Below are 26,442 nucleotides of genomic sequence, written 5' to 3'. Positions count from 1 at the left end.
GACTACGTGCCTCGCGAAGCGAGTTCGGCGAGGACTTCCTCGGTATGCTCGCCGAGCACGGGAGGGGGCCGACGCAACGTCGTCGGCGTATCCGAAAGCCTGATGGGATTGCGGATGACCTTGATCTTGCCCGCCACACGATGGTCGAGCTCGGCAACCATGTCGCGCTGGACCCGCTCGTCGCCAAATACCTCGGCAAACGTGCGCACTGGCGCGAACATCACGCCTGCCTGTACGAGACGCTCGTTCCAGTAGCTCAGAGGCTTGGCCGCGAAGGCCGCGGCAAGTCCTTCGTCGACGATTGCGCGATGCTCGATGCGGCCTCGCTTCGTGGCGAGACGATCGTCGGCCAGCAACGCATGCGCTTCGACTGCCTGGGCAAGCTCTCGCCAGAACTTGTCGGTATTCGCCAGCACCATCAGGTGGCGCCCGTCGGACGTTTGATAGGTGTTGTAGGGCACCATTTCCCAATGGCTGTTGCCGAGCCGTTGCGGCGCGTTTCCGGTGGCGAAGTAATACGCCTCGCGCGGCACCATCGCGAAGATCGAGGCGTCGAGCATCGACAGTTCGACGCGCTGCCCGCGGCCCGTGCTAACGCGTGCATACAATGCCGCCATGACGCCCAGGGCCCATAGCATCGGCGTGATCACGTCGGAAAACGCGGCGCCGGTCTTCAGCGGCACGCCGTCAGCCTCGCCGGTTAGCTGCATGACCCCTGACATCGCCTGCACCACCGGGTCCATGCCCGGGCGCGCGCTATCGGCGCCCTCACGGCCGAACGCGGAACTCGAGCAATAGATGAGCCGCGGATTCAACGCCTGCAGCGCTTCATAGCCGATCCCGAGCCGCTCGGCCACGCCAGGGCGAAAGTTCTCCACGACCACGTCGACCTGGGTCGCGAGCGCGTGCGCGGTCTGCCTGCCGGCTTCCGTGCGTAGGTCGAGCGTCATACTGCGCTTGTTCCGGTTGACGCTCAGAAAATAGGCACTTTCTCCCTCAATAAACGTATCGCCCGACTTGCGCATCGTATCGCCGTCGGGCGGCTCCACCTTGATGACGTCAGCGCCGAAGTCGGCCAGCAACATGGTGCCGAGCGGCCCGTTCACATGCTGCGTGAAATCGAGAACACGGACACCGTCGAGTGCGCCACTCATGAATCATTCCCCTCTCTGCGGCATGTGAGCCACACCGATCGCCCCGGCATCCGCAAATGCCGCAATCTGTTCTGGCGTGAAACCGAAATCTTCGAGCACCGGCACGGTCGATGCGCCCGGTGTTTCTCCGCGCCGGCGTACTGACACAGCGGCGCCGCTCAGTTTGACCGGATTGCCGATCTGGACGGCCGGATCTGCGTCGCCGAGCGCAATCGGAATGGTCATGCCGCGCTCGTTGCAATGCGGATCGCCGAGCGCCTCGTGGAATTCATGGACCGCCGCGGCCTGAACCTCCTCGCGCTCGAACAGTGCGAGCCATTCGTCGCGATCTCGCGTCGCCATGATGCGTGCAATTTCGGCGCGCATCTCAGGCCATTGCGTACTCGCGTGCTGCCTCGCGCCGAAATCGGTCCTGCCGATCGCGCGGCAAAATCGCTCCCAGAAACGCGGCTCGATATTGGTCGTGCAAATGAACCTGGCGTCACGCGTCTTCCAGATTCCGCAGTCGACGCGGTGGGCGCCGCGCAGCGGCACGCGATCCGGATCGGGATGACGCGCGAGAAACCATGCGGCGAACATCAATGACGACTCCAGCATCGATACGTCGATGTCGCGCCCTTGCGCGTCGTGACGTTCGCCTGCGCGCGCCAGCAGCACGCCGATCGCAGCATTCAGACCGGTAACGACATCGGCGATCGGCACATTGGGAAACGAAGGCCGCCCGGCGTCTTCGCCGATGCGCGACAACACGCCCGATAGTGCGAGCGCGAGCTGGTGGTGGCCGGGGCGGCTCCGATATGGACCGGTCTGCCCCGCGAAGCTGACCGAGCAGTAGTGCAGTCGGGGGTTGATCCCGCGCAGCGCGTGCGCGCCGAAGCCCAGCCGCGCGAGGACGCCTGGACGATAGTCTTCGACAACGACGTCGGCGCTGTACAGCAAGGGACGTAGCACGTCGAGCGCATCACGATGGCCGAGATCGACGACGATGCTCTCCTTGTTTCTGGCCAGCGTCTCCGCAGCCTTGGCGCGCTCGCGTTGCGCGTCGCCAAGGCTCGCGAAGTTGAAGGCCGCCGCGAGCTTCGCGACCTCGCGAGGGTTCTCCACGCGGATCACGCGCGCCCCGAAGTCCGCAAGCATCCATGTGCAGATCTGCGCCGGCAGGAAGCGCGAGAAATCTAGTACCGTCAGTCCCGCCAATGGTAACGTTTCGTTAGCGCCAGCATTCAAGCATGCATTCATGCCCATATTCATGGTCGCGCTCACTCCCCTTTGAAATCGGCCGACTTGCGTACGAAGCAAAGCACGAGCGCACCGACCAGCGGGCCTGCTGCGATCGACGCGATTGTCATGTCGAGCGAGCGCCCGTGAGCGAACACATAGCCCGCGATGATGGGCGAGGCGAAGCTGCCGACCGACCACACCGTGTTGACGAAGCCTGCTGCCGCACCGGCAAGCCGTGGTCCGGACGCCTGCGTATAGAGGCCGATCAGAAGCGGCGTATAGCCATACGCGGCCGCCCCAAGAAACGGCGCGAGCAGGAAGTAACCCGTGTTCGACGAGCAGTTGCCGAACACGGCGAGCAGCACCACGAAGATCACGAGATCGGCGACGGCCACGAGCTTCGCGTAGCCGCTCGCGGCATCGTAGAGCCAGCCAAACAGTGGCTTCGACGCGAATGCCCCCACCCCGAACCACATGAGGATCGAACCGGCAACGATCGGCGACAGCCCGTGTGCAACTGTCAAGAGCGCGTTCGCCCACGCGACGAAGCCGAGCGTGCCATACAGCGCGCCTGCCCCGCCGAGCGCAACGATCAGCAGATTGCGGTTCTTCAGCAATGAGGCGATCTGCGCCGCCGTGGTGCGCGGGACGGCGTGGCCAATCGGCGCGTTCTTCACGAGCAGCACGCACAGGACTGCGAAAATCAGTGTGGCGCCACCGAGCACCTGATAGGCGGATTGCCAGCCATAGTTGACGGCCATGCGCGGCACAAAAGCGTTGGCCAGCACGACGGACACCGACGTGCCGGTCGCCCAGATGCCAAATGCCCGGCCCTTGTCCTTTGCGAACCAGATCGTCAGCACCTTGATCGTCGCACCGTACTCGGCTCCCGCGGCAAAACCCATCAGCATATGCAGCGCAATGCTGGCAGCGAAGCTATGAATGAAGCTGAACCCAAACGTCAGCAGGCCGAGCAGGAACATCGACGCGGCCAGCGTCGCGCGGCTGCCAAGCCTGTCGGCGAGAACCCCGCCGACCGAGCATGAAACGGTGTAGCCGACGTAAAATGCGGTCGTAAGCGAGCCGAGCAGCGCCAGCTTGAATCCGAGTGCGTGGCCGGCCAGCGCCGCAATGCTTGCCCACGCGAACCGGTCGATACAACTCACCGTGAAGGCCGACCAGATCACGAGGAGAATGATCCAGCGAAATCTGCTGTCCGTCTGGGACGTGCCGGCCAGCGACAGTCCGTCCGCCGTCAATTCGCTATTCGAATTCGCCATCGTTCGGTTTCCTGAATGTTTATCTGTCGCCCGGGTTACAGCGCATAGTCTCTTTTGCCCGCGCGGGCGGGTTGCCATACCTGATACGCAATCTCCGCCTCCATCGCGGGTGCCGTGGTCGAGTCGCACTCGATCGTGCATTCGAGCACGAACCTGAGGCTGGCGAGTTCGGTTCGGGCGCACTTGAGCCTGGCATCGAGCCGAATGCAGGAATTCACCGGCACGGGTGCTGGAAACCGCAGACTCTCGATCTCGCACTGCCGCACGAGCCCGATGTCCTCCAGCAGGAAGATGTCGTGCAGCATCGGCGACACCATTGCGAGAATCAGGCAGTTGTGCGCCACCGGTGCCCCGTAGGGGCCACGCGCGGCTTCTTCGAGGTCCACGCTGAGCGGGTCGCGGTCGTCCGTGACGGCCGCGAACGCGTCGATCATCGGCTGCCCGATCTCGACCCAGCCGCTCTTGCCGAGATGGAAGCCCGCGTAGGAGCGAATCCCCTCGATGCCTTTAAGCAGGATCGGCATGTCACTCCCCCATGCTCGTTACGCCGCGACGCGATGCGAACGGACGCCGCGCCAGCTCACCCCCCCAACAGTTCGGCATTGCCTTCCCCGAGGCCCGGCGCGGGCCGCATGGGCTTGAGCAACTGCCCGTTGATCCGTGCCGGATAGCGAATCGCGCGCAGCTTGCCGGCGCCCGTTTCGAGTTCCGAGTACAGCTCGTTGTGCTGCACTTGCGGGTCGCGCAAATGATCAGCAGGCTCACTGACCGGACCCGCTGGCACGTCCGTCTCCCGGAATCGCGCGAGCCATTCGGCCGTCGTGCGTTCCCTGAGCGGTGCGGCGATCCGTTCGAAGAAGGTATGCGTCATCTGTTTGCGGTCGGCAATGCCCTTGAGCTCCTCCTTCCATTCCGGATGACCAAGCGCTTCGAGCGTACGGCTCAATTGCTTGCCCGACACAGGCGACAGCACCATGTAGCCGTCGCTCGTCGCGAGCACGGGTTGCGGGGCCAGCGTGCATGGCGCGTCGTCATCGACCCATGTCTGGTTGTGGAACATATCGGGGAAGTTGAAATACGACAACATGTCGAGCATCGAGGTCTCGATATGCACGGGCTTGCCGCTTCGATCGCGCTCGCGCAATCCCGCGAGCGCCATTTGCGCCGCGAAGATCGCCGCCACCTTGTCCGCGAGAAACGTGTTCGTCGCGCGCGGGACGCCTCCTGCCGCTTCGTAGCTCAAAAGCCCCGTGCGGCCCTGAATCAACGCATCGAAGGCGGGTTCCTTCGAGAGTTCGCCGTCGGGTCCGTAACCGGTAATCGAGAGTTGAACGAGGCGCGTATTGGTCTCGCTCAACTGCTCGAAGCTCAGCCCGAGCGATGCGGAGACATGCGGGCGCCAGTTCTCGATATAGAGGTCGGCGTCGCACACGAGCGCCCTGAAACGCGCGAGGTCCGCGGGCAATTTGAGGTCGAGCGCGACGCTGCGCTTGCCGCGGTTCGAATTGGTCCAGACCGTACCGACGCCGTCGCGGCTATGGCCGAAGTTGCGATACGGGTCGCCGGCGGGCGGCTCGACCTTGACGACCTCGGCGCCCAGATCGGCCAGCATCTGCGCGCAGAACGGACCCGAAATGTAGCTGCACGCCTCGACGACCTTGCAGCCTTCGAGAGGCCGCACCTGGGCGGGTGAACTCATAGTGCGTACTCCTGTTTGCGATAGGGAAGACGTGCTTGCGCCCGCAGCGAGGCGAGTGCGAGTACCGTGTCGAGCGTGGGCGCTGCAGCACCGGCGAGCCGTGCGACGGCGCGCAAAGAGCGCACGAGCGGCTCCATCTCGAGTGGACGTCCGGCTTCGAGGTCCTGCAGCATCGACATTTTGTGATTCGGCGCGCTCAGCGTCGTGGCGATGCGCCGGTCCGGCTCGGGCCCCGGCTTCACGCCAAGCCGCACGGCGAGCGCATCGGCTTCGTGCATGAGGCTTCGCACGAGCGGTACGACACCCGGTGCGTCGCGCATCTCGCCGAGTGTCGCCTGGGTCAACATGGCGACCGGGTTCCAGCACAGGCTGTTGACGAACTTGGTCCAGATCGCAGAGCGAATATCGCTGCTGACCTTCGAGGCGATACCGCTTTCGTTAAGCAAGGCCGCAAGACGCGTGACACGCTCCGACGCGCTGCCGTCCAGTTCACCAACCGGGCAGCCCGCCTTGTCGCCGTCCTGCGCGATCACGCCCGGCTCGATCACGTGTGCGCCAATCCAGTGCACGCAACCGAGCACTTGCGCGGGCGGCAGCGCACGCCATTGCCGGCCTCCCGGGTCGAGTTCAGGCAACTGCACAGCGCCAGACGCGTGCTCCTCGAATTTCAGACCATGAAGAAAATAATAAGGAATCCCTGTGGTGGGCGGCAGCACGGTGGTGCGCTCGTCCATCAGCGCGGCAATATCCTCGAGCGCCGCATCGAGTTGATGCGCCTTCAGCGTGATGAACACGTAGTCCTGCACGCCAAGCTCGCGTGCATTGGCCACCGCCTTCACGCGCGCAGCGATCGTTCCGCCTGGCGTGTTGACGCGCAAACCATGCTCTCGTATCGCTTCGAGCGTCGCGCCCCGTGCGACCATACTCACTTCGCACTGTTGCGCCCGCGCGAGGTGAGCGGCAATGTAGCCGCCAATTGCGCCCCCTCCAAAAATGCATACCTTCAGCATGTCGATTCCGCCCGTTTTGCTCTCTGGTTCGTTTAACCAGGTGATGTGGAGCAAACGATAAGGCGCGGTAGCGGCGCGTGACAAATACTAAAAAACGATGATTCGAGCGGATCGCTCGATAGTTCAGCGCGCCGCGGCGAGGCGCTGCTGGCGGTCCGCCTTGCGGTACGAGGCCGGGGGGGTGCCGGTGATGCGCGCAAACGCGGTGCAGAATGCGCTATCCGAGAGATAGCCGATCGAAAGCGCGATCTCGCCGATCGAGCGGTCGCTGTGAATGAGCGCGTCCTTCGCGAGCGCGATGCGCCAGTTAGAAAGATAGGTCGCGGGCGCAACGCCGACGCGTTCATGAAAGCGCCGCGCGAACACGGCTCGGGACATGCCCACGTGTTTCGCGAGCGCGTCGACGGTCCACGGACGCGCGACCTCGGCATGCATGCGCTGGAGCGCCTGTGCGATCTGAGGGTCGGCCATGCCGCTCAACCAGCCGGTACGTTGCCCCTCGATCTGCAACATCGGGCGGCGCAGCACTTCCACCAGCATGATCTCGACGAGACGGCTCATCACGAGATTGCTGCCCGGCATATCGCAGACCGCTTCCTCGCCAATCAACTCCAGTACGCGCGCGAGGCGCCCCGCCTCCTCATCGGACGAGCGCAAGCTGATCATTTGCGGCAGCAGCGCGGCGATTAACGCGGTGTGCTCCGGACCGGTCTGGAAGTGCCCGCCGACCAGGCGCGTATAGTCGCCCGGCTCGGGGTCGTCCCAGCGCACGTAGTCTTCCTTGCGAGCCTTGCGGCGCTGCGCGTTTAGCGTCGGCATCACCTCGAGGTCGCTCGCGAGGCAGTAGCAGGTTTTGCCTCCAAGCAGAAAATAGTCGCCCTTGCGCATGTGCAACGGTCGCCCTTCGTCGGGCACGTACCAGCAATGTCCCTCGACCACGAGGCAAAAGCGCGGCGTTTCGCGGGACGGCACGCTGAGGCCCCAGCGCCCGGCCGCCTCGACGGTGCGCCATAGCACGCTCTGTGGCTGCATGAGACGCACGATGTCGGTCAGCAGGTCCATCGAGACGATCTGTAAAGAATTCGAGATAGTTCATTATGGATCATCTCTGAGCGTTTCGATAAGGTAGCTTCACAAACAGGCCTGCCGCCAGCACGGGTGAGCGGGCGCCGCCCGGCCTCGCGGGACGCCCCGAGCACAACAGGGGACGGCGGACACGGTGGAGACAGGCATGAACAAGCTGAAGGACCGCGTCGTGATCGTCACGGGCGCGGCACAGGGCATGGGTCGCGCAATCGCCGTCGAGGCCGCGCGCGAAGGCGCCGCATGGGTCACCGTCGCCGACCTGCAATGCGAGAAAGGCGAAGCGGCAGCCCAGGCCGTGCGGGACGCAGGCGCACAAGCCTTTTTCATTCAAACCGATCTCACGCAGACCGAATCGATTCGTCGGATGATTGACGAGACGGCGGAGCGCGCCGGCGGTATTGACGTTCTCGTGAACAACGCCGGCATCACCGATGATGGCCTCACGCGTCGCGCGCCCACTGTCGAAGATCTCCCCGAGGCGGTCTGGGACATGGTGATGAACGTGAATCTCAAGGCGATGTGGCTCGCCACGCGCTTCGCTGCGCCCTGGCTGCGCCGGTCCATGCGCAGCCCCGCCATCGTCAATGCCGCTTCGGTGGCGAGCACAGTCGCCTATCCGGGCCTGCCCGCCTATGTTGCGAGCAAGGGGGGCGTCGTGATGCTGACCAAAGCGACGGCCCTCGATCTCGCGCCGGCCGGCATCCGCTGCAATGCGTACGTACCCGGCGCGATCGACACGCCGATGCTGAGCCACAGTCTCGAGCACGCCGCCGACCGCGCGGCGGCCGAAAAGCGCCTTTACGGCACGCACCTGATCCAGCGGCTCGGCCGTCCCGAAGAGGTTGCGCGGCTCGTCTGCTTTCTCGCCTCGGACGAGGCCTCGTTTTCCACCGGCAGCACCTTCAATGTCGACGCCGGCACGCTAGCCTGGCGCGGTGTGCACTGACCAGGAGCCACGCGATGAACATGCGCCAGTTGCAGTACTTTCTTGCGGTCGCCAGCGAGCTCAACTTCACGCGCGCCTCGGAACGCGTGAACATCGCGCAGCCTGCGCTTTCCGCGCAAATCATCGCGCTTGAGGAGGAGCTCGGCACGCCGCTCTTCACGCGCGAGAAGCGCAAGGTGATGCTCACACCGGCTGGCGACATACTCGTCGAGCACGCGCAGCGCGTGCTCAATAGCGCCTCGGCGGCGATCGCGGCCGTTCGTGCCTCGGGACGCGGCGCGAAGGCGCATCTGATGGTCGGTGCGATCTATTCGGCCATCTACTGCTTCCTGCCGACCACGCTGCGTCTGTTCAAGGCGCTCGCGCCGAACTCCGACGTGAGCCTGCAAGAAATGACGATCGCGCAGCAAATCGCGGCGCTCAAGGAAGGGGCCATCGAAGTGGGGCTCGTGCGCGGACACATCTACGATCCGAGCATCGTGACCGAACTGCTCTACCGCGAGCTGCTCGTCGTTGCCGTTCCGGCCGGCAGCGAGTACGACCGGCCCGGCCCCGTCGAGCTGAAGGAACTTGCGAGCTGGCCGCTGATCGCCGTTGCGCGCGGCAGCGCAAGCGGACGCGGCTACGCCGACCGCATCCTCGACATCTTCGAGGAAGAAGACCACAAGCCGACCATCGCGCGCGAAGCGTACGACATGCATACGTCCGCATGCCTCGTGGCCGCGGGCATGGGCGTAGCGGTGGTACCAGCCATCATGCAGTTGATGAAGCCGCTTGGCATCGCGTGGCGACCGCTCGTGGCGCAAACGCCGGCCGTCTCGCTCTCGCTCGCATGGCACAAAGACCGCGTGCCGCCGCTGCTCGAAAAATGGCGCGAAGCCGCGCGCGAAAGCGCGAACTCGCTGATGGACGAGCATCCTGGGCTATTCCTCGACGCTTCGCGAGGCAAGGCCGTCATCTCCGCCCCCCTGGAAGCGGAAGCCTGAGCCACGAAGGCGGCGCACGCCGCCTTCGTACCCGCTTTACCAAGTGACAGGCAACGTCTGCAGTCCCTGCACGAAGTGGTCCCCCTTGCTCCGAACTTCTTCCACCGGTACGGCAAACCGCAGTTGCGGCATGCGCTCGAACAGCGCGCCGAACACGACCTGCAGCTCCGTTCGCGCGAGCGGCTGCCCCAGACACTGGTGCACGCCGTAGCTGAACGCCACGTGATGGTCGGCCTTGCGCGTGATATCGAATCGGTCCGGCTCGGGAAACGCCTGCGAGTCGTGGTTCGCGGCGGAGATCAGCGCGATCACGCCCTCGCCCTTGCGAATGAGCTGGCCCGCCACTTCCACGTCCTCGCGCGCGACGCGAAACGCGTTGTAGTGCACGATGGTATGAAAGCGCAGCATCTCCTCCACCGCGTTGCGCAGCAGCGCGGGCTCCGCACGCAGGTGCGCGAGCTGGTCCGGGTTCGTGAGGAAGCTATAGACGCCCAACGCCATCTGGTTTGCCGTCGTTTCATGGCCCGCCATGAGCAGCAGTTCCGCCATGATGACGAGCTCGCGGTGCGACAGGTGCCCGGGCCGCACTTGCTCCACGATCAGACGGCTCAGCAGATCGTCGCGCTGTTCGGCGTCTTTCTCGCGCTCGGTGATGAGCGTGTCCAGATAGCCGAGGATGCGCCCGGAAGCCTCGCGTGGCACCTCGGGGCCGACATCGAGCAGCACTTTCAGGCGGCTTTGCTCCTGAAAGAACGCGTGGTCCTCGCGCGGCACGTCCAGCAGCCATGCAATCACCTCCGAAGTCAGCGGCAGGAACAGATCTTCCACCAGATTCGCGGGCGGCCCCTTGGCAAGCAGTTCGTCCACGAGATGGTTGAAGATCGACTCGATCATCGGCCGCATGGCGGAGACCTTCTTCACCATGAACTCTTTCGTCAACATGCGGCGAAAGTGGCCATGCTGGGGCGGGTCCATGCGGATGAATGCGGGCTCCAGCTCAAGCACCGCATTGCGTGCAGCGGAGAGGCTCGGAAAGCCCGGCGTGGACGGATCGCCGCTGAAGCGGTTGTCGGCAAGCACGGCGCGCACATCGTCGTAGCGCGTGAAGAGCCAGGCGTCCTTGCCATCCCACATCTTGACCTTCAACGGGCCATCCTGCTGCTGGAACTCGCCATATACGCGCGGCGGCAGGAACGGGCACTGCCGCGCGATCGGAAACGTGGCCTGTGCCGCCGCCTCCTGGTGAAACGGACATTGAGACATGTCTTCTCCCCTTATTTCTCCTTTTACGGCCTTGTTCAAGTCACAGCCCGCCATTCACGTCGAGCGTCGCACCCGTCACGTAGCGCGCGTCGTCGCTGACGAGAAAGCCGACTGCCGCCGCGATCTCCTCGGGTTCCGCCGCGCGCCGCAGGCCCGAGCTCGCGATCAGCTTGTCCCGGATATCCTTGGGCACCTTCTCGCCCATCGCCGTATTGATGGTGCCCGGCGAGACCGCCGCCACGCGGATGCCATGCGGCCCGAGCGGCTTGGCAAGGCTCTTGGTGAGGTTGACGATCGCAGCCTTGGAACCTCCATAGTCGGTCACGCCGCTGCCTGTCGTCGCCACGATCGAAGCGAGATTGACGATCACACCGCCACCACCGGCCGCGATGATCCGCCTGGCGACCTCCTGCGCAAGGAAGAACGGTGCACGCGTGTTCACACCGTAGGTGAGGTCATAGTCGGACGGCGCGATATCGAAGAACGTCTTGCCGTGCCAGACGCCCGCGTTGTTGACGAGCACGCGAATCGTGCCGTATTGCGCGTCGATGGCTTCGACGGCGGCCTTGAGTTGTACGTAGTCTGTGATATCGCACTGCTGATAGGCGAAATCGCCCTTGGCGGATTCCCCGATGTCCAGGCCGACGACACGATAACCGCGCCCGCTCAAATTCTTTGCAATGGCCTGGCCCGTCAGACCGTTGCACCCTGTGACCACTGCTACGGGTTTGCTCATGACTATGGACTCCTGAATTGAATGATTGTTCGGCGTCGCGCCCGGCGCGACGCAAGTGCCGTTCATGGGGTTGGGCGTTCTTCGCCGGCTTCCGGCTGAGCGAACGCGGGCCACGCCGCGCCGCCCGCGCGCGCCAGCGCCTCGTCGTGCTCGCCAAGCATTGGCGGTGCAAGGTGGATATGCGTCGGGGTATCGGAGAACTGCAGCGGGTTGTTGATGACTTTGAAGGTGCCACCCTTCGGGTGATGCAGTGTGCGCAGCAGGTTCTGCACCACATGAGGGTCGCTGAATACCTCGGGCCACGTGCGAACCGCGCCATAGATCGCTCCCGCCGACGAAAGCGCCGCCTCCCAGTGCGCGAGATCGCGGCTCGCGAACACGGCGGCAAGACTCTCGTCCACGAGCGCGCGGTTCGAGAGCCGCGCGGCCTTGGTCGCGAAGCGCGGATCCGTCTTCCACTCGCTCTTGCCGGTTGCATCGCACAGGATCTGCCAGAACTTGTCGTTGATCGTGATGATCATGATCTGGCGCCCGTCCGAAGTTGCGTACGTGTTGTTCGGCACGATGTCCCAGTGCTGGTTGCCCATACGCGTCGGCGTGATGCCCGTAAGATCGAAATACACGTCGCGCGGCACCTGGCTGAATATGCTCGCATCGAGCATCGACAGATCGACGCGCTGGCCCTTGCCCGTGCGCTCGCGGGCCTGCAGCGCCACGAGGATGCCGATTGTCGCGATCAGGGCGGTCACGAGGTCCGAGAACGGAAAGCCCGTCTTGAGCGGCCCGGACTCCTCAGTACCCGTCACCTGCATCACGCCCGATACCGCCTGGATCACCATGTCTAGCGCGGGACGGTTCTGGTCGGGGCCGTTACGGCCGAAGCCTGAAATCGAGCAATACACGAGCCGCGGATTGATCTCGCGCAGCGCCTCGTAGCCGAGGCCGGATCGCTCGATCAGGCCCGGCCTGAAGTTCTCGACGAGCACGTCGGCCTCGGCCGCCAACGCGCGCGCGGCCGCGCGCCCGTCCTCGCTCTTCAAGTCGAGCACGATACTGCGCTTGTTGCGGTTCACACCGAGAAAGAATGCACCGTCGCCGCCGAGCGTGGTCTCCCCCGAACGCCGGAACGGGTCGCCGTCGGGCTGCTCCACTTTCAGGACGTCGGCGCCGGAATCGCCGAGCATCATCGTGGCGAACGGCCCCGTCATCATTTGCGTAAAGTCCAAAACCTTCAGTCCGCCAAGCGCCGATGTCCCGCCCGTCGTCATGCGTCCTCCTTCTTCACATAGAATTCCTCGCGCTCGTGATTCGACGCCCGCACGCCCTTGTCGCGCCGCTGCTTCATGAAGTTGAATTCGTCGGCCTCGTAGCGCACGTTGGTCGCGAGCGAGTGCAGCACGTGGCCGTACGAGAATTGACTGGTGATGCCCAGAGAGTCCATGGCGAGGCTCGTGGCGGCTTTACCCATGACGATGCCGTCACGCGGCAGGCGCGCGATGCGCTCGGCCCATGCTTCGCCGGCTTCCACGAGTTCCGCGAGCGGCACGACCTTGTTGACGAGCCCGTTAGCGAGACAGGTTTGCGCATCCCATACGTCGGCCATCAGCAACAGCTCGCGCGCCTTGCGCGGGCCCATCGTCATCATTTCCCAAGCTGCGAAATAGGCTGCGCCGGACAGCCCGAGTTTCTGCTCGGGATGGCCCATCCTGGCGGTGTCGGCGGCGATCACGAGATCCGATCCCTCGGCCAGATAGAGGCCCCCGCCCAGGCAATAGCCCTTCACCAGCGAAAGCGTCGGCTTCAGGAACTTGAAAACGTGCTCAAAGCGCTCGAGATAACGCTTGTCGTGCAACAGCCGCGCGCGCTGGCTCGGCTTGCGTGCCCGGCCCTTGTCGTCGTAAGTGGTTTCACCGTACTCGTTGCCGACCTCGGCGAGATCGTGGCCGGTGCAAAAATCGTCGCCCGCACCTTGCAGCACGACCACGCGCACGTCGTCGTCGTACTCGGCCTGTTGATAGCAGTGCATGAGCTGATCGAACATTGCGTTGGTCATCGCGTTCTTCTTCTCGGGACGATTCAGCGTAATGTAAGCGCGGCCGTCTCGGGCCAGATAGTCGACGCTGCCTGTCATGTGCCTGTCTCCTTGACTGTGGCTGAACCGGGGAGGCACGAGCGCGTACTCGCGCGCCTCGCGCCGGGACGTTGCGTTGCGCGTCCAGCAATGCGACGCGATACAGGTCCACTCTAGCGACGGACCGCATGGCCTGGCCAATACTGTTTGCAGAGGTTTCTAGAAGATATTCCTCTGGCTCGCGCCGCAACTTCTTCCTCTTACAGGATCGGAAAATCGTATTGGAGCGAAGCGGTTCGTTGTGTCTATCCTGTGATCGGACGTCGCTCACGACGCCGCCCATAGAAAAAGCACACAACGGAGACACATCTCATGCAGTCCTCAATCACGCGCGCGACGGCTTGCGGCCGGCAAGCGCGCCCCTCATCTTCCCGACTCCAGGCAGGCCCAAGATGATCCGTGAACCCCGCTGGTACCGCTGGTACGTCCTGCTCGTTTTGACTGTGATCTATGCGTTCGGTTACGTCGACCGGCAGATCGTCACCATCCTCGGGCCCTATCTGAAGAAGGACATGGGCATTTCGGACGCGCAACTGGGCTTGCTCTACGGCACTTCGTTCGCACTGTTCTATTGCGTGTTCGGCATTCCGCTCGCGCGTCTGGCCGATGGCTGGAGCCGCGTGCGCACGCTTGCGTTCGGTCTGTCGTTCTGGTCATTGATGACCGCACTGTCGGGCCTGTCGCGCAACTTCGTCCAGCTTGGCACGGCGCGCATCGGAGTCGGAGTTGGAGAAGCGAGCGCGACGCCTGCCGCCGTCTCGCTGCTCGGCGATTACTTCGAGCGCACCCGACGAGGCACGGTGCTCGCGCTCTATTCGGTGGGCGTGTATGTGGGTGCAGGCGCATCGCTCGCGATCGGCGGCTCGATTGTCGCCTTCTGGCAGCGCACCTACGGCACGAGCGGGCTCGCTCCGTTAGGGCTCAGCGGTTGGCAGGCATCGTTCATGGGCGTGGGCCTGCCGGGCATTCTCCTCGCGATCGTGGTGCTGCTGACCGTGCGCGAACCGCAGCGCGGCCGGCTGGATACGGTGCCGGCCAGGCCGGACCCGCACCCGTTCGCCAACGCGATGCGCGATCTCGGCGCGATGGTGCCGCCATGGAGCTGGATGCACCTCGCTACACGCGGGGCGCCGCCGCGCGAATTCGCTCGTAACGCGGCTTACCTGCTCATCGCTGCGGCCGTGGCCGTCTTCGCGACGTGGGCGACAAACGGCATGCTGTCGGCGAACCGCAATGCACAGATCGGCACCGTATTCGGTATGCCTGTTACGAGCAATCTCGTTCAATGGCTGGCCATTGCCATCGCCGTCTACGTCTGCTCGAACTGGTATCAGGCCACGCGCCTCGGCGACCCCGCCGCACACCGGCTGATTACGGGCTCAAAGGCTTTTACGGCGGTCACGGTGGCGGGCGCATTCCTCGCCTTCGCCATGAACGCGGTGAATGGCTTCGTGTTCGTTTACGCGAGCCGCAAGCTCGGCCTCACCGCCGAGGCGGGTCTGCATCTGGGCATCATCGCGATCTTCGCGGGCGGCATCGGCATCACTGTAAGCGGCTATTTGTGCGATTTCGCCAAGCGCAGGCATCCGCTCGGCCGCCTCTACTTCGTCTGCTGCACTGCCACGCTGTTTACGGCCGCAAGTGCCGTACAGTACATCACGCCAAACGTGACAGTGTTCTATTGCGCCTACGCGCTCGCCACGTTCTTTGTACCCATGTGGTTCGGCCCATTGCAGGCTACCACCCAGGATCTCGTGATTCCGCGTTTGCGCGGCACCGCTTTCGCGGCGTTCTCGCTTGGACCCAACATATTCGGGTTGGGCCTCGGCCCCTATTGTGTCGGTCTCCTTAGCGACGCGACGCATGACTTGCGCCTTGCCATTCTGTGCGCACTGGGCGTTCTGCCAGTGTCGATCGCTTCGCTGATCGTCGCGGGGAGGTCGCTGGTGGACGGCGAGGACGCTGCACGCGCCGAGCTTGCGGCTTACGAAACGGCCGGCGCGCAGGTCCAGGATGGCGTGGTCTCTGAGCATCAACTCACCCACTAGTTACCTCACTGCAAAAGGAGTCTGAATGACTGGGCTGACTCAACGACTCGCCGAGTTCGTCGCCGAAACCCGCTTCGATCACCTGCCCGAAGCGGTTGTCGCCGAGAGCAAGCGTCTGCTGCTCGACACGATTGGCTGTGCGCTCGGCGCCGTGCGCACCGAAAGCGGGCGCATTGCGCTCGAGTACGTGAACATGCTTGGCGGCATGGCGAGTGCAACCGTGATCGGCGGCACGACGCGCAGCAGCGCCACGAACGCGGCCTACGCGAATGCGCGTCTAGCCAACGTACTCGACGCCGACGACACGTTCCCGACCTCGACGCACTTCGGCAACGCAACCGTCTTCTCCGCGCTCGCGCTCGCCGAAATGCAGGCAAGGAGCGGGCGCGACCTGATCACGGCGATCGCGGTGGGGTTCGACCTTGGCGCGCGCATCGGCAGCTGGATGGGCGCGCCGATGCAGATCGAGAACGGCCGTGTCATCGGCTGGAACGAACTGGGCGGCCCCGCGGCGACCATCGCCTGGGCGGCGATCGGCGCGGCTTCGAATGTCCTCGGGCTTGACGCGCGACAGGCCAACCACGCGTTCGGCATCGGCGGTGCCAATTCACCCCAGCCGACGCTGCGCAAATGGGCCGAATCCGACGAGCAGCCGATGTACAAGTACGCTGATGCGGGCTGGTGCGCCGAGGTCGGTGTGTCGGCAGCGCTGCTCGCGAAGCTGGGCAGCACGGGCTTCAAGGACTTTCTCGACGGCGAAAATGCATTCTGGAAGACCTACGGTTCGCCCACGCACGACGACGCCGCGCTCCTGGCCGGCCTCGGCTCGCACTGGCAGATCCTCAACACGACCTACAAGCCCTGGCCGTGCTGCCGATGGATCCACCATCCGCTTACGGCATTCACACGCCTGATGGCCGAGCACGAGCTGAGGGCCGGCGAGATCGAGCGTGTCACGGTGCGCGCGAACCCGTTCGCACTCACGCGTATCTTCCGCGAGCAGCAGCCTGCCGACATGCTGAGCGCTGAATTCAGCCACGCCCACGCGCTCGCCGCTGCGGCGTTCGGTGTGCCGCCGGGACCGCTCTGGTACGCACCGGAAACGATGAACGACGGCTCGATCGCAGCGTTCCGCTCGCGAGTGAGCGTCGTCGCGGAACCGCGCTCGGCGAACATCGCCGAATGGATGACGGGTGGTCAGTGGCGCGGCGTGCCGGGGGGCGTCGACGTTCACGCGCGCGGACGCGTCTTCAGCGCGACTGCCGATCATGCGCTTGGCGATCCGTGGGACCCGGGAACGCGTTTCACGGATCAGGCTTTGCGAGCCAAATTCAATGTGATGGTTGGCCTCGACACCCATGGCGAAGGCGCCCCGGCCCTCGTGCAAGCGGCGAACGCACTGGCCGATGCCGTCATGAATATCGAAGCCCTTCCCGTCTCGTGTATCGCGGACCACCTGCAGGCGTTGCACGAAGCGGGCGTGCGAGGCTAGAGGGTCGTTCCGGCTGCCGGCCGGTGTTGCTTGCCGGCCGGCACTGGGGGGGCGCGGGCCTCGCGGCAGCGGCCGCGCCTTCGTTCAAGAGTCTTGCAGATCTGCGTTGCGTACAGGACCTCGGCGGCGGCGCTCGCCCGGCTTGTATTTCGGCAGCTCAGGCTTTAACCGCGCTCGTTGGCCTTCCGGCCGCACCGTTCATGTCGACAGTTCTAATTCCCAGCAACAACAGAGTTGCGACAGTTGCCAGCCCGACTGCCAGCTCGAAGGCGGCATGATAGCTACCCGAGCGCGCGTACAGTTTCCCAAAGAGCGCCGGCCCACATCCGAGGCCAAAGCTAAAGCAGAACATCAACGTCCCGTACACGGAGCCCAAGTGCCGACGGCCAAATAGCTGCGATGCGAGGTATGCAAGGGCATCGACTTCTGCTCCTAATGCAACGCCGATCAGGACAGCAGCCATTGGCACTGTAATCGCAGATATTCCGGCCGCAAGACAGACGAAGCCGACGGCGGCCCCGAAGAACACCAGCGCGGTGAGACGCGGTGCGCTGAAGCGGTCGAGCAAAGCGCCGAACGCGAACCGCGCAATCATCATTGCCGCCCCAACAATCGTCATGACGAACGAGCTTGATTGGGTTTTCAGACCATAATCAGAGAGCACGATCGGAAGTACATGGGTACCGGCGCCCACCACGACCGAGAGGAGGAAAAAGCTGATGGCAACGAGCCAGAATGACCGGGTACGCACTGCACCGCCCAGTGTCATCCCCCCATCCACGACCCTGTCATGTGTAGCGACGCGGCTCGCACCCAGTTGTCTGCGCACCGTCCCCGCTGGCGGCTCATACAGTAGAAGCGCGACGGACGGGATGCTGACTGCCCAGACAATGATGGCGAGCGCAATGTAGGCGTTGCGCCATCCGAAGGCATTGATGAGCGCCGCCGACAGTGGAGGAAACACCGCGACACCTACCCCGCTCAGTATCATGGCCTGTCCCAGCGCCAGCCCGAGACGTTTTTCGTGCCAGTCTGCGACCGCTTTCACGTAGGGCACCGGCACCTGCGCCGCGCCGAACAGGAAGCTCAAGGCGAAGAAGAACACGAAGCTTTGCGGACTGTTCGAGAACAAGCCGATGAGCATGACGCCTACGCCCAACGAAGGCCCGGCAAACCGCGCAACGCGCCTGGCGCCGAACCGGTCCACAGCGAGCCCCGTCAACGGGGAGGCAAGCGCAACGAGAAATTGGCCCCACAATGCTGCGGAACTGACGTCGGCACGGGACCATCCCGTGCTCTCCACGATCGGTTTCACAAACACCCCGAAACTGAACAAGAGTACCTGCCCGGTGCCGAGAAAAAGATTCAATCCCGCACCGATCACAACACACCTCGCCTGTATCCTGAGCGTGTGCCCTGACGAAGGGCTGAGGGCGGTCGCTTCTTCCATCAATTCTCGTTGCATGCCTGAACGCTCGCGATCACATGTCGATTCATTGCGTAATCTCGCCGGACGCAATACAGGTCCACTCTACCGCGTGTGAGCCGATGCTAACCAATACGCTTTACAGAGGTTCTTAGAGGATATTCCTCTGGTTCGTGCTTCTGGTTCATACATCAAGTTCATCCTTCAATTGGATCGGAAAATAGTATTGGTGCCCGACGGCACTTCGCACCTATTCTCTGCTGGCGCGCGGGCAGGTCGCGAACAAGTCACGTTGACGGGTCGTGATACCTCTACATATATTAATGGTTCATCCAATGACTTTACAAAGACATGAGTGATTCCTCCAGACGTGCACTTGCTCGCCCTCCGTCCCTCTTCATTCTCGTATGCATTACCCTGTCGGGCACTTTCCCCCTGCATGTATTCGTACCCGCATTGCCGCTCGCGGCCAGCGAACTGCATACGTCGTCGGCCGGCATCGGGCTAACTATCACGCTTTATGTGATCGGCCTGTCGATCGGACAACTGATCTACGGCCCGCTTTCGGACCGCTATGGTCGCCGTCCCGTGCTACTCACGGGCCTCGCGCTATTCGTCGTAGCGAGCTTTGCGGCAGCGTTTGCGCCATCGCTCAGGAGCCTGGAGTTGGCGCGCATCGTGCAGGCGCTCGGCGGCTGCTCCGGCCTCGTGCTTGGCCGTGCGATCACGCGCGATAGCTCCGGATCGACCATGCTCATCCGGCGCCTCGCGACCCTCAGCATTGCGATGGCGGTGGCCACGGCAATTGCGCCGGTCATCGGCGCCCAGTTCGTCGAGCACCTTGGCTGGCGCCCGATCTTTCTCGCACTATCGACCGTCAACGTGCTGATACTTGGCACCGTGTGGTTGCGGGTGCCGGAAACCCATACCGCCTCGCGCGAAGTGAAGGTTGGGCTCTACGCGCGCAGCTATCTGCAACTGCTGCGTTCGCCCGCCTTCATCGCGCACAGCCTTGGTGGCGCAAGCGCGACCACCGGCATCTACGCGTTTCTCTCCGCCTCGCCATTCATCCTCGAAGCAAAGTTCGGGCTATCCGCGCAGGCGTTCGGCTTTGCGTACTTTTCGCTGGTAGTCGGGCTCGCGAGTGGACAAAGCACGGCAAAGCGTCTTGCCGGCAAAGTTCCCCCACGCACTGCGCTCATTGCGGCAAGCCTCATCATGTGCACGGCGTCGGCGAGCCTGCTCGTATCCTGGTATTTCGACACCCTCACCGTAGTTGGCGTGATGGCACCGATGATCGTGATGTTCTTCGCGACCGGGCTGTCCAGTCCTTTCGCGATCAGTAGTGCGCTCGATGTAGAACCCACCGTGGTTGGCGCAGCAGCCGGCCTGTATGGCTGCCTGCAAATGGGCTACGGCGCGCTCTGCACCGCTGCGATGGGGCTCGTGCCCGCCAATCCGATGCTCTCGATGATCATCGCCCTGATCGTGTCGAGCGCTATAGCGTGGGCGTCGTTCAAGGCCGTGCCACGAGCGGTTCAGGCAGCCGATCGAGGCTCCGTGGCGTAAGCACGAGCAACTGCGGGTAACCGCGGCCGGGAGACACGGAAGACTGCCTCAATTAGGGTTTGTTCTCGTTTGACAGCGAAAAACGTCTCCTCGATAGTTTCATTTAATGGTTCATCCAATGATTGATTGGACCAAAAGTCGGCCGACATAGAGGCAGTGAATAATTTATCGGGTTTGGTGATCAATTCACTACGAGGAGACGAAATTGAGGCTTGGAAAACCCCTGTTGGGCATGCTCGCGCTGGGCGTAGCAGGCAGCGCTTGCGCGCAAAGCAACGTGACGCTCTATGGCTTACTCGATGAGGGCATCAACTATGTGAACAATGTACAAAAGACCGCAGTGGGCACAGCCAACGGCCGCTCGGGAGGCTCGTTGTGGTCGATGTCGACAGGCGTCCTCCAGGCGTCACGCTGGGGCCTGCGCGGCAACGAGGACCTCGGCGGAGGTTATGCCGCGGTATTCGTGCTCGAGAGCGGTTTCGATGTCGGCACGGGCCGTTTTCAACAAGGCAACACCTTCTTCGGGCGTCAGGCCTTCGTCGGGCTCACCTCGCAGCGCTGGGGCAAAATCACGCTCGGACGCCAATACGATTCGATCGTCGACGTAATCGGTCCCATGCAGGCTGGCAGCTACGCGGGCGGCGCATATGCCGACCATCCGGGCGATATCGACAATGTGGCGGACTCCCAGCGCATCAACAATTCAATTAAATACACGAGCCCCGTTCTCGCCGGCGTCACGCTCACGGGTCTCTACAGTTTTGGCGGCGCAGCGGGGGCGTTTGGTCGCAACAGCATCTGGTCGGTCGGCGCGCACTTCGAATCTGGCCCGGTCGCGCTCGCGGCAGGCTACATGCACATCAACAACCCCAACCAGTCGTTCTACGGCAATAACGCAAGCGGCTCGACGACTGCCAATAACCTCGGCCCGACAAGCGGTGTGCAGGTGAATCCGATCTATGGCGGGTTTGCGTCGGCCGGCACGCTGCAGATCGCGGCAGCGGCCGCACAATATGCTTTGGGATCGCTGACGGTGGGGCTCGGCTATTCGAACATTCGCTTCCAGAACCTCAACGACCCGGCCTCCGGCACGCTTTCGCTCACCAATCCGTTCGGCTATACCGGCAACGCGGCATTCAATAACTACAACATCTATGCGGGCTACTACATCACCCCCGTTCTGCTCGCCGGTGCCGCCTATAACTATCTGCGCGGAGGCGCAATAGACGGCAAGAAGAGCGCCAGTTATCAGACAGTCAACGCCATGCTTGACTATTTCCTCTCGAAGCGCACCGACGTCTATATCGCAGCCGCATGGATGAAGGCCGCCGGCGAGGACTCCACCCGTCAGGCGGCCGTGCCCTACCTCGTGACGCTAACGCCCGCGAACAGACAGAGCCAGTTCGTTGCACGGGTCGGCATCCGACACAAGTTCTAAGTTCAACGTCACGTGAAGTTCTCCGGGCCGGCTATCCATGCCGGCCTTTTTTCCTTCAGATGCCCGCTTGACATTGTGCGGTGCTCCGCTCAACATGCTATAAATATCAAAGGTTGATCCAATTATATTTTTGGGCGACACAACGCCCGTCTTCTCCGGAGTCATCAGATGCCAGAAACCACCCACCCCGCCGCGGGCGCGGGCAAGCGTCCCCTCGACGGCGTGACCGTCATCGAAACATCGAGCTTCCTGACCGGCCCGTTCGCCTCGATGATGCTGTCGGACCTGGGCGCCGACGTGATCAAGGTCGAGCCTCCGGGCGGCGACGGCTTTCGCAAGTTCGGCCATAACCGCGACGGATTCGGCGCGTCATGGACCAACGCAAACCGTGGCAAGCGCAGCGTCGTCATCGACCTGAAAACAGAAGAAGGGCTCGCGCGGCTGAAGACGCTAATCGAGCATGCGGACGTGCTGGTGGAGAACTGGCGCCCGCGCGTCGCCGTTTCGCTCGGTCTCGGCCAGGACGTGCTGGCTGCGCTCAACCCCCGCCTCGTGCGCCTCTCGATCAATGGATTCGGCGACACCGGCGCGCTTGCCAACGCTCCGGCGTTCGATTCGCTCATTCAGGGCCGCACCGGCATCGTTGCCGCCGAGGGGCGCAACGGCAAACCCTCCGTCACGCCGTTCAACATGGTCGACAAGATCACCGGAACCTTCGGCGCCCAGGCCATTCTTGCCGCGCTCTACGAGCGCGAGACGACCGGCAAAGGCACGCACGTGAAGCTGCCGATGCTCGACGTCATGGGCTATTTCAACTTCCCGGACATGTACCAGCATCGCACGTTCGAGGGCGACACCTCCGCATGGAAGCCGCCTGCCTCACAGGTGCTGGAAACATCGGACGGACATGTAGTGATCTCGCCGGCGAACGGCGCGCAGATGTCGAAGACCCTCAATGCGATCGATCGTCCCGAATGGAAGGCCGACTTCAAGCAGATGACCGACCCGGTCGCTATGGCCGAGGAGTTCTTCCGGCGCGTGGGCGAGGTCGTCAAGCTGCGGGACACGGCCTTCTGGCTCGAGCGCTTCGAGTCGCTCGACGTCCCCGCCGCGCCCGTCTTTTCGCTCGACGACTACCTCAACGACGCCCAGGTGAACCATAACCGCGTATTCGAGTTCGTGTCCTCGCCAGTCGGCCCGATCCGCACCGCGCGTTATCCAGCGACGTTCGACGACCAACGCCTGCCCGCGCGATTTGGTCCGCCGTCGATCGGCGAGCACGACGCCGAAATCCGAGGCGATTGATCTCTTTTACAACCCACAGGAATTCAACATGAAACTCGCAAGCTTCGATGGCGGCCGCATCGGCCTCGTGGAAGGCGACAACATCATCGATATCACGTGCGAAGTGAACGTTACGCCCGGCGCATGGCCGCCCGTCGGTATGCTGCATGTGATCGAGCGCTTCCCTTCGCTCAAGACACGCCTCGCAGCGCTTGCCGCAAACGCGCCACGCAAGCCGCTTGCGCAGGTGCGGCTCGAAACGCCTGTCGCGTGGCCGAACAAGGTGATCGCGTTCCCCGCCAACTATCACGCCCACGTCGAGGAAATGAAGCGCGGCACCGGCCTCATTTCACCGTTCAAGGCGGACGGCCAGGGCTTCTTTCTCAAGGCCAATTCGAGTCTTGCCGGCCCTGCCGAGCCGATCGTATTGCCGAATATTCCCGAACGGCAAATCCATCATGAGTGCGAACTCGCCGTCATCATCGGCAAGGGCGGGCGGCAAATCAGCCGCGAGCGGGCGCTTGAGCATGTGTTCGGCTACGCATGCCTCATCGACGTGGTGGTGCGCGGCAAGGAGGAGCGCGTGATGCGCAAGTCCTACGACACGTTCTGCCCGGTCGGCCCGTGGATCGTCACGGCCGATGAAGTGCCCGATCACACCGCGATCGACCTCCAGCTCACGGTGAATGGCGAGGTGCGCCAGCGCGCCAGCACACGGGACCTCATCGTCGACATTCCGGAGATGATCCGCATGGCGTCGGCCGTGATGACGCTCTACCCCGGCGACATCATCGCGTCGGGCACGCCTGCCGGCGTGGGCCCGATCCTGGCCGGCGACAAGGTCGTCATCGATATCGCGCGCGTCGGCTCGATGACGCTCGATGTCGTGCAGGGCGAGAACGGCGACCATCCGGTCTGGGACAAGTCGCGCACCCAGCCCGACCCGGCCTCCATCTCGACGCCATGACCGGAGCGGCGCAGATGAACGAAAATCGCCTCGATTCCTCAGCTGCGCCGCTGCGCGACGAGCCGATCGCCGCTGGCGACGGGCTCATGCTCGCCGCCAGCGTTGCCGGCGAACGCGGCCAGCCCGGCGTGGTCCTGTTGCATGGCGCGGGTCAGACGCGCCACTCGTGGCGCGGCACCGTTGCCACGCTCGGCGCGCTTGGCTATCACGCGCTGGCCTACGACGCGCGCGGCCACGGCGAGAGCGGCTGGTCGCCGCAGTCTGACTATTCGTACGAACGGCTCGCCGACGATCTCGATGCGGTCGTGCGCCATCTGGGATGCACCCCGGCGATCGTCGGTGCATCGATGGGCGGCATGACTGCGCTGCACTCGATCGGCCGCGCACAGGCCGGGTACGCACGCTCGATCGTCCTGGTCGACATTGCTCCACGGGTCGAACCACAGGGCTTGAAGCGCGTGCATGACTTCCTGAACGGACATCGAAACGGCTTTGCCAGCATCGAGGAAGCTTCCGACGCCGTCGCCGCCTACAACCCCCACCGTCCGCGCCCGAGCAATCCGCAGGGCCTGATGAAAAACCTGCGCCGGCGGGAGGACGGACGCCTTTACTGGCACTGGGATCCGGGATTCTTCGAACGACGCGACAAGCCGATGCGGGAAAGTCACGCAGCGAAAGTACTCGACATGTGCCGAAGCGTGACGATCCCCGCGATGCTCGTGCTAGCCGCGCAAAGCGATGTCGTGGGGCGCGAGGGGATCGAAGAGTTGCGCGAGGCATTGCCGCAACTGGAGATCGGTCTTGTACGCGGCGCCGGACACATGATCGCAGGCGATCGCAACGAAGCGTTCAACGAAGCAATTTTGCCGTTCATCGAACGTCATTCGGCGCATTGATCGACAGCATTGATCACTTGTTGCGTCTCGAAGAATACGTCCATACAGGAAGCAGAAGAAAAGGCCGCTCCGGCGTATAAACCGGAGCGGCCTTTTTGCGCGGCTAGCTCACCTGCCAGGTCTTGCTGCTCACCTCGTTACGCACCCTCACCGGCCGCCACGGCGCCCCGCACCGTGTCGATCAGGGAGATTGCATCTTGCGGCAAGGCATCCCCGCGCCAGGCGACCTGACCGTCGGGACGCACGAGCACGAAGTTACGCTCGTAGAGCGTGCGTGCATCCGCATTGTCGATGGACACCACCTCGAACGGCACGCCGCGCCGACGCGCCGCATCCGTGAGCGCTTCTATGCCGCCGCGCTCCGGATCGAAGCAGATGAGCACGAACGATTTCCCGAACAGATCGAGTGTGGAATGCCCCTCCGCCAGCCAGACGTGCGGTGCTCGCGAACCCGGGCGCGCCGTCTGAACATAAGTGGAGACTTCGTCCGGCGGCTGCGGCGTGCCATCCGGCACGACGATGGGCGAGCCCTCGTACATGTATCCGAGGTGAATGCCGATCGAGAACCATTCGCGCTTCATCAGCTCCGTATAGGCGTTGCCGAACTCGATACGCGCCGCCTCCGACTCCGGCCCGTCCTCGAAGATGGCGGGCGAAGGCGCCAATACGCGCGGCGACAGCATGCGCTTGAGATTACCGGTCGCCTCGGCGACATTGCGGATCGCCACGGGACGCTGCTCGGTCTCGTAGGTCGCGAGCAGATGCTCGCCGCCCCAGCCTTGCAGCACGCCCGCCAGCTTCCACGACAGATTCACCGCGTCCTGGATGCCGGTGTTCATGCCGAATCCGCCCGTGGGCGAAGTCAGATGCGCGGCATCGCCAGCAATGAACACTCGCTTCGTGCCGTAGTGATCGGCCACGAGCTGCCGGCGAACCCACGGAAGCAGCGAGAGAATTTCGAAGTCGAAGTCTCGCCCGACCGCGCGCACGATCGCCTCGCGCATATAGGCTTCGTCATGCGTATGGCGCGTGTCGTCGCCGACCAGCGAAAAACGCCACTGATCGCGCCCGTTGATGGCCACAAGCGTCGCCCAGGTCCCCTCGGGGCCGATGAAGATATAGCGGTAAGCCCGCTCTTTGTCGTGAAGCGCTTCGAGATCCTTGCAGCGGAACACGACGTTGGTCGTATACGTGAGCGTCGGCTCACCCGTCATGCCGATGCCGAGCGCCTGGCGCACCGTGCTGGCGCCGCCGTCCGTACCGACCAGGTACTGTGTCTCGACCGTTCGCTCTTCGCCGGTCAGCGTGTCGCGCAAACGCGCGGTCACGCCGCTTTCGGTTTCGGTGAAGCTCACGAGTTCCGTGTTAACCGAGATCGTGGCAAGCTGCGAGCGCTCTGCAAAGCGGCGCAACACCGGATCGAAAAAATTCTGCGGGCAGCGCTCGCGCTTTTGCGGACTCTGCGGCGGGCACCTTTCTTCATTTGGGCTCGGAAAGACTTCGCGGCCGAACTCATAGCCGTTCAGGCCGGTCACCCAGGCGCAATCCTGCGGATAGTCGCGGTTGTAGCCCGCATCATGTACCCAGGGCACGATGCCCCAGCGGCGGCAATACTCCATCGTGCGCACGCCGACCATGTCCATTTTCGGCTGGACGACGTGGCCGTCGCTGCGTTCGATCAGCAGGGTTGGCACGCCGCGAAAGCCGAGGTCTCCTGCAAGCGCGAGGCCGATGGGCCCCGCCCCTACGATCAAAACCGGTGTTTGCATCTCCATTCTCCATTTGTTGGGTCGGCGCATCGAGGCGCCGT

General features: G+C 63.6%; 22 protein-coding genes. 9 read left to right on the top strand and 13 right to left on the bottom strand.

Annotation, left to right across the window (positions count from 1 at the left end; genetic code table 11):
* Positions 1-2 precede the first annotated feature (2 nt).
* The 7 genes from P5W99_RS36960 to P5W99_RS36930 all read right to left on the bottom strand — a co-directional run bounded on the left by P5W99_RS36960 (position 3) and on the right by P5W99_RS36930 (position 7,426).
* Positions 3-1,154, bottom strand: a complete 1,152-nt coding sequence (locus P5W99_RS36960) for a CaiB/BaiF CoA transferase family protein (RefSeq protein ID WP_434668181.1) — start codon at positions 1,152-1,154, stop codon at positions 3-5.
* Between the two features lie 3 nt (positions 1,155-1,157).
* Positions 1,158-2,351 carry a CaiB/BaiF CoA transferase family protein gene (locus tag P5W99_RS36955; protein WP_434668179.1) on the bottom strand — a complete coding sequence of 398 codons (1,194 nt, stop codon included), beginning with the start codon at positions 2,349-2,351 and terminating at the stop codon, positions 1,158-1,160.
* Between the two features lie 62 nt (positions 2,352-2,413).
* The gene (locus P5W99_RS36950) at positions 2,414-3,655 is read right to left on the bottom strand and encodes an MFS transporter (protein ID WP_434668176.1); all 1,242 of its coding nucleotides are present in this window, start codon (positions 3,653-3,655) and stop codon (positions 2,414-2,416) included.
* Positions 3,656-3,690: 35 nt separating this feature from the next.
* Positions 3,691-4,179, bottom strand: a complete 489-nt coding sequence (locus P5W99_RS36945; RefSeq protein ID WP_434668173.1) for a MaoC/PaaZ C-terminal domain-containing protein — start codon at positions 4,177-4,179, stop codon at positions 3,691-3,693.
* Between the two features lie 56 nt (positions 4,180-4,235).
* Positions 4,236-5,354, bottom strand: a complete 1,119-nt coding sequence (locus tag P5W99_RS36940) for a CaiB/BaiF CoA transferase family protein (protein WP_434668171.1) — start codon at positions 5,352-5,354, stop codon at positions 4,236-4,238.
* Positions 5,351-6,364 (bottom strand): ketopantoate reductase family protein, encoded by a 1,014-nt coding sequence (locus P5W99_RS36935; protein ID WP_434668169.1) that lies wholly within the window; start codon positions 6,362-6,364, stop codon positions 5,351-5,353. The genes P5W99_RS36940 and P5W99_RS36935 overlap by 4 nt, the downstream gene beginning before the upstream one ends.
* A 123-nt stretch (positions 6,365-6,487) precedes the next feature.
* Positions 6,488-7,426 (bottom strand): cupin domain-containing protein, encoded by a 939-nt coding sequence (locus P5W99_RS36930; RefSeq protein ID WP_434668166.1) that lies wholly within the window; start codon positions 7,424-7,426, stop codon positions 6,488-6,490.
* Between the two features lie 169 nt (positions 7,427-7,595).
* Here P5W99_RS36930 and P5W99_RS36925 point away from each other — a divergent pair, with 169 nt between their 5' ends.
* Together P5W99_RS36925 and P5W99_RS36920 are read left to right on the top strand one after the other, a co-directional pair.
* Complete coding sequence (locus P5W99_RS36925) at positions 7,596-8,396, top strand: SDR family NAD(P)-dependent oxidoreductase (RefSeq protein ID WP_434668164.1); 801 nt, start codon at positions 7,596-7,598, stop codon at positions 8,394-8,396.
* A 14-nt stretch (positions 8,397-8,410) separates the two neighbouring features.
* Positions 8,411-9,382: a LysR substrate-binding domain-containing protein gene (locus tag P5W99_RS36920; RefSeq protein ID WP_434668161.1), complete on the top strand. Its 972-nt coding sequence runs from the start codon at positions 8,411-8,413 to the stop codon at positions 9,380-9,382.
* 36 nt (positions 9,383-9,418) lie between these two features.
* On the opposite strand, the gene P5W99_RS36915 is transcribed toward P5W99_RS36920, so the two are convergent.
* From P5W99_RS36915 to P5W99_RS36900, 4 genes are all read right to left on the bottom strand, one after another.
* Positions 9,419-10,645 (bottom strand): cytochrome P450, encoded by a 1,227-nt coding sequence (locus P5W99_RS36915; protein WP_434668159.1) that lies wholly within the window; start codon positions 10,643-10,645, stop codon positions 9,419-9,421.
* A 40-nt stretch (positions 10,646-10,685) separates the two neighbouring features.
* Complete coding sequence (locus P5W99_RS36910) at positions 10,686-11,381, bottom strand: SDR family NAD(P)-dependent oxidoreductase (RefSeq protein WP_434668156.1); 696 nt, start codon at positions 11,379-11,381, stop codon at positions 10,686-10,688.
* Between the two features lie 62 nt (positions 11,382-11,443).
* Positions 11,444-12,649 carry a CaiB/BaiF CoA transferase family protein gene (locus tag P5W99_RS36905; protein ID WP_434668153.1) on the bottom strand — a complete coding sequence of 402 codons (1,206 nt, stop codon included), beginning with the start codon at positions 12,647-12,649 and terminating at the stop codon, positions 11,444-11,446.
* Positions 12,646-13,512, bottom strand: coding sequence for an enoyl-CoA hydratase/isomerase family protein (locus P5W99_RS36900; RefSeq protein ID WP_434668150.1), 867 nt, complete (start codon positions 13,510-13,512; stop codon positions 12,646-12,648). Before P5W99_RS36900 ends, P5W99_RS36905 begins: the two co-directional genes overlap by 4 nt.
* A gap of 392 nt (positions 13,513-13,904) precedes the next feature.
* Between P5W99_RS36900 and P5W99_RS36895 the strand changes: the two genes are divergently transcribed.
* Both P5W99_RS36895 and P5W99_RS36890 read left to right on the top strand, forming a co-directional pair.
* Entirely contained in the window at positions 13,905-15,560 is a 1,656-nt protein-coding gene (locus P5W99_RS36895) for a spinster family MFS transporter (RefSeq protein ID WP_434668147.1), read from the top strand.
* Positions 15,561-15,585: 25 nt separating this feature from the next.
* Complete coding sequence (locus P5W99_RS36890; protein ID WP_434668145.1) at positions 15,586-17,052, top strand: MmgE/PrpD family protein; 1,467 nt, start codon at positions 15,586-15,588, stop codon at positions 17,050-17,052.
* A gap of 157 nt (positions 17,053-17,209) precedes the next feature.
* On the opposite strand, the gene P5W99_RS36885 is transcribed toward P5W99_RS36890, so the two are convergent.
* Entirely contained in the window at positions 17,210-18,517 is a 1,308-nt protein-coding gene (locus P5W99_RS36885; protein WP_434668142.1) for an MFS transporter, read from the bottom strand.
* 312 nt (positions 18,518-18,829) lie between these two features.
* Between P5W99_RS36885 and P5W99_RS36880 the strand changes: the two genes are divergently transcribed.
* The 5 genes from P5W99_RS36880 to P5W99_RS36860 all read left to right on the top strand — a co-directional run bounded on the left by P5W99_RS36880 (position 18,830) and on the right by P5W99_RS36860 (position 24,632).
* Complete coding sequence (locus P5W99_RS36880) at positions 18,830-20,047, top strand: multidrug effflux MFS transporter (protein ID WP_434668139.1); 1,218 nt, start codon at positions 18,830-18,832, stop codon at positions 20,045-20,047.
* 205 nt (positions 20,048-20,252) lie between these two features.
* Positions 20,253-21,485 carry a porin gene (locus P5W99_RS36875; RefSeq protein ID WP_434668136.1) on the top strand — a complete coding sequence of 411 codons (1,233 nt, stop codon included), beginning with the start codon at positions 20,253-20,255 and terminating at the stop codon, positions 21,483-21,485.
* A 168-nt stretch (positions 21,486-21,653) separates the two neighbouring features.
* Positions 21,654-22,790 (top strand): CaiB/BaiF CoA transferase family protein, encoded by a 1,137-nt coding sequence (locus tag P5W99_RS36870; protein ID WP_434668134.1) that lies wholly within the window; start codon positions 21,654-21,656, stop codon positions 22,788-22,790.
* 28 nt (positions 22,791-22,818) lie between these two features.
* The gene (locus P5W99_RS36865; RefSeq protein ID WP_434668132.1) at positions 22,819-23,736 is read left to right on the top strand and encodes a fumarylacetoacetate hydrolase family protein; all 918 of its coding nucleotides are present in this window, start codon (positions 22,819-22,821) and stop codon (positions 23,734-23,736) included.
* Positions 23,737-23,750: 14 nt separating this feature from the next.
* The gene (locus P5W99_RS36860) at positions 23,751-24,632 is read left to right on the top strand and encodes an alpha/beta fold hydrolase (RefSeq protein ID WP_434668129.1); all 882 of its coding nucleotides are present in this window, start codon (positions 23,751-23,753) and stop codon (positions 24,630-24,632) included.
* A 137-nt stretch (positions 24,633-24,769) separates the two neighbouring features.
* Here P5W99_RS36860 and P5W99_RS36855 read toward each other — a convergent pair whose 3' ends face one another.
* The gene (locus tag P5W99_RS36855) at positions 24,770-26,401 is read right to left on the bottom strand and encodes an FAD-dependent oxidoreductase (protein ID WP_434668127.1); all 1,632 of its coding nucleotides are present in this window, start codon (positions 26,399-26,401) and stop codon (positions 24,770-24,772) included.
* Positions 26,402-26,442 lie beyond the last annotated feature (41 nt).

Source organism: Paraburkholderia sp. A3BS-1L (genome assembly GCF_051125215.1).
Classification (GTDB): Bacteria; Pseudomonadota; Gammaproteobacteria; order Burkholderiales; family Burkholderiaceae; genus Paraburkholderia.
This window is presented reverse-complemented; position numbering and strand designations above follow the sequence as displayed.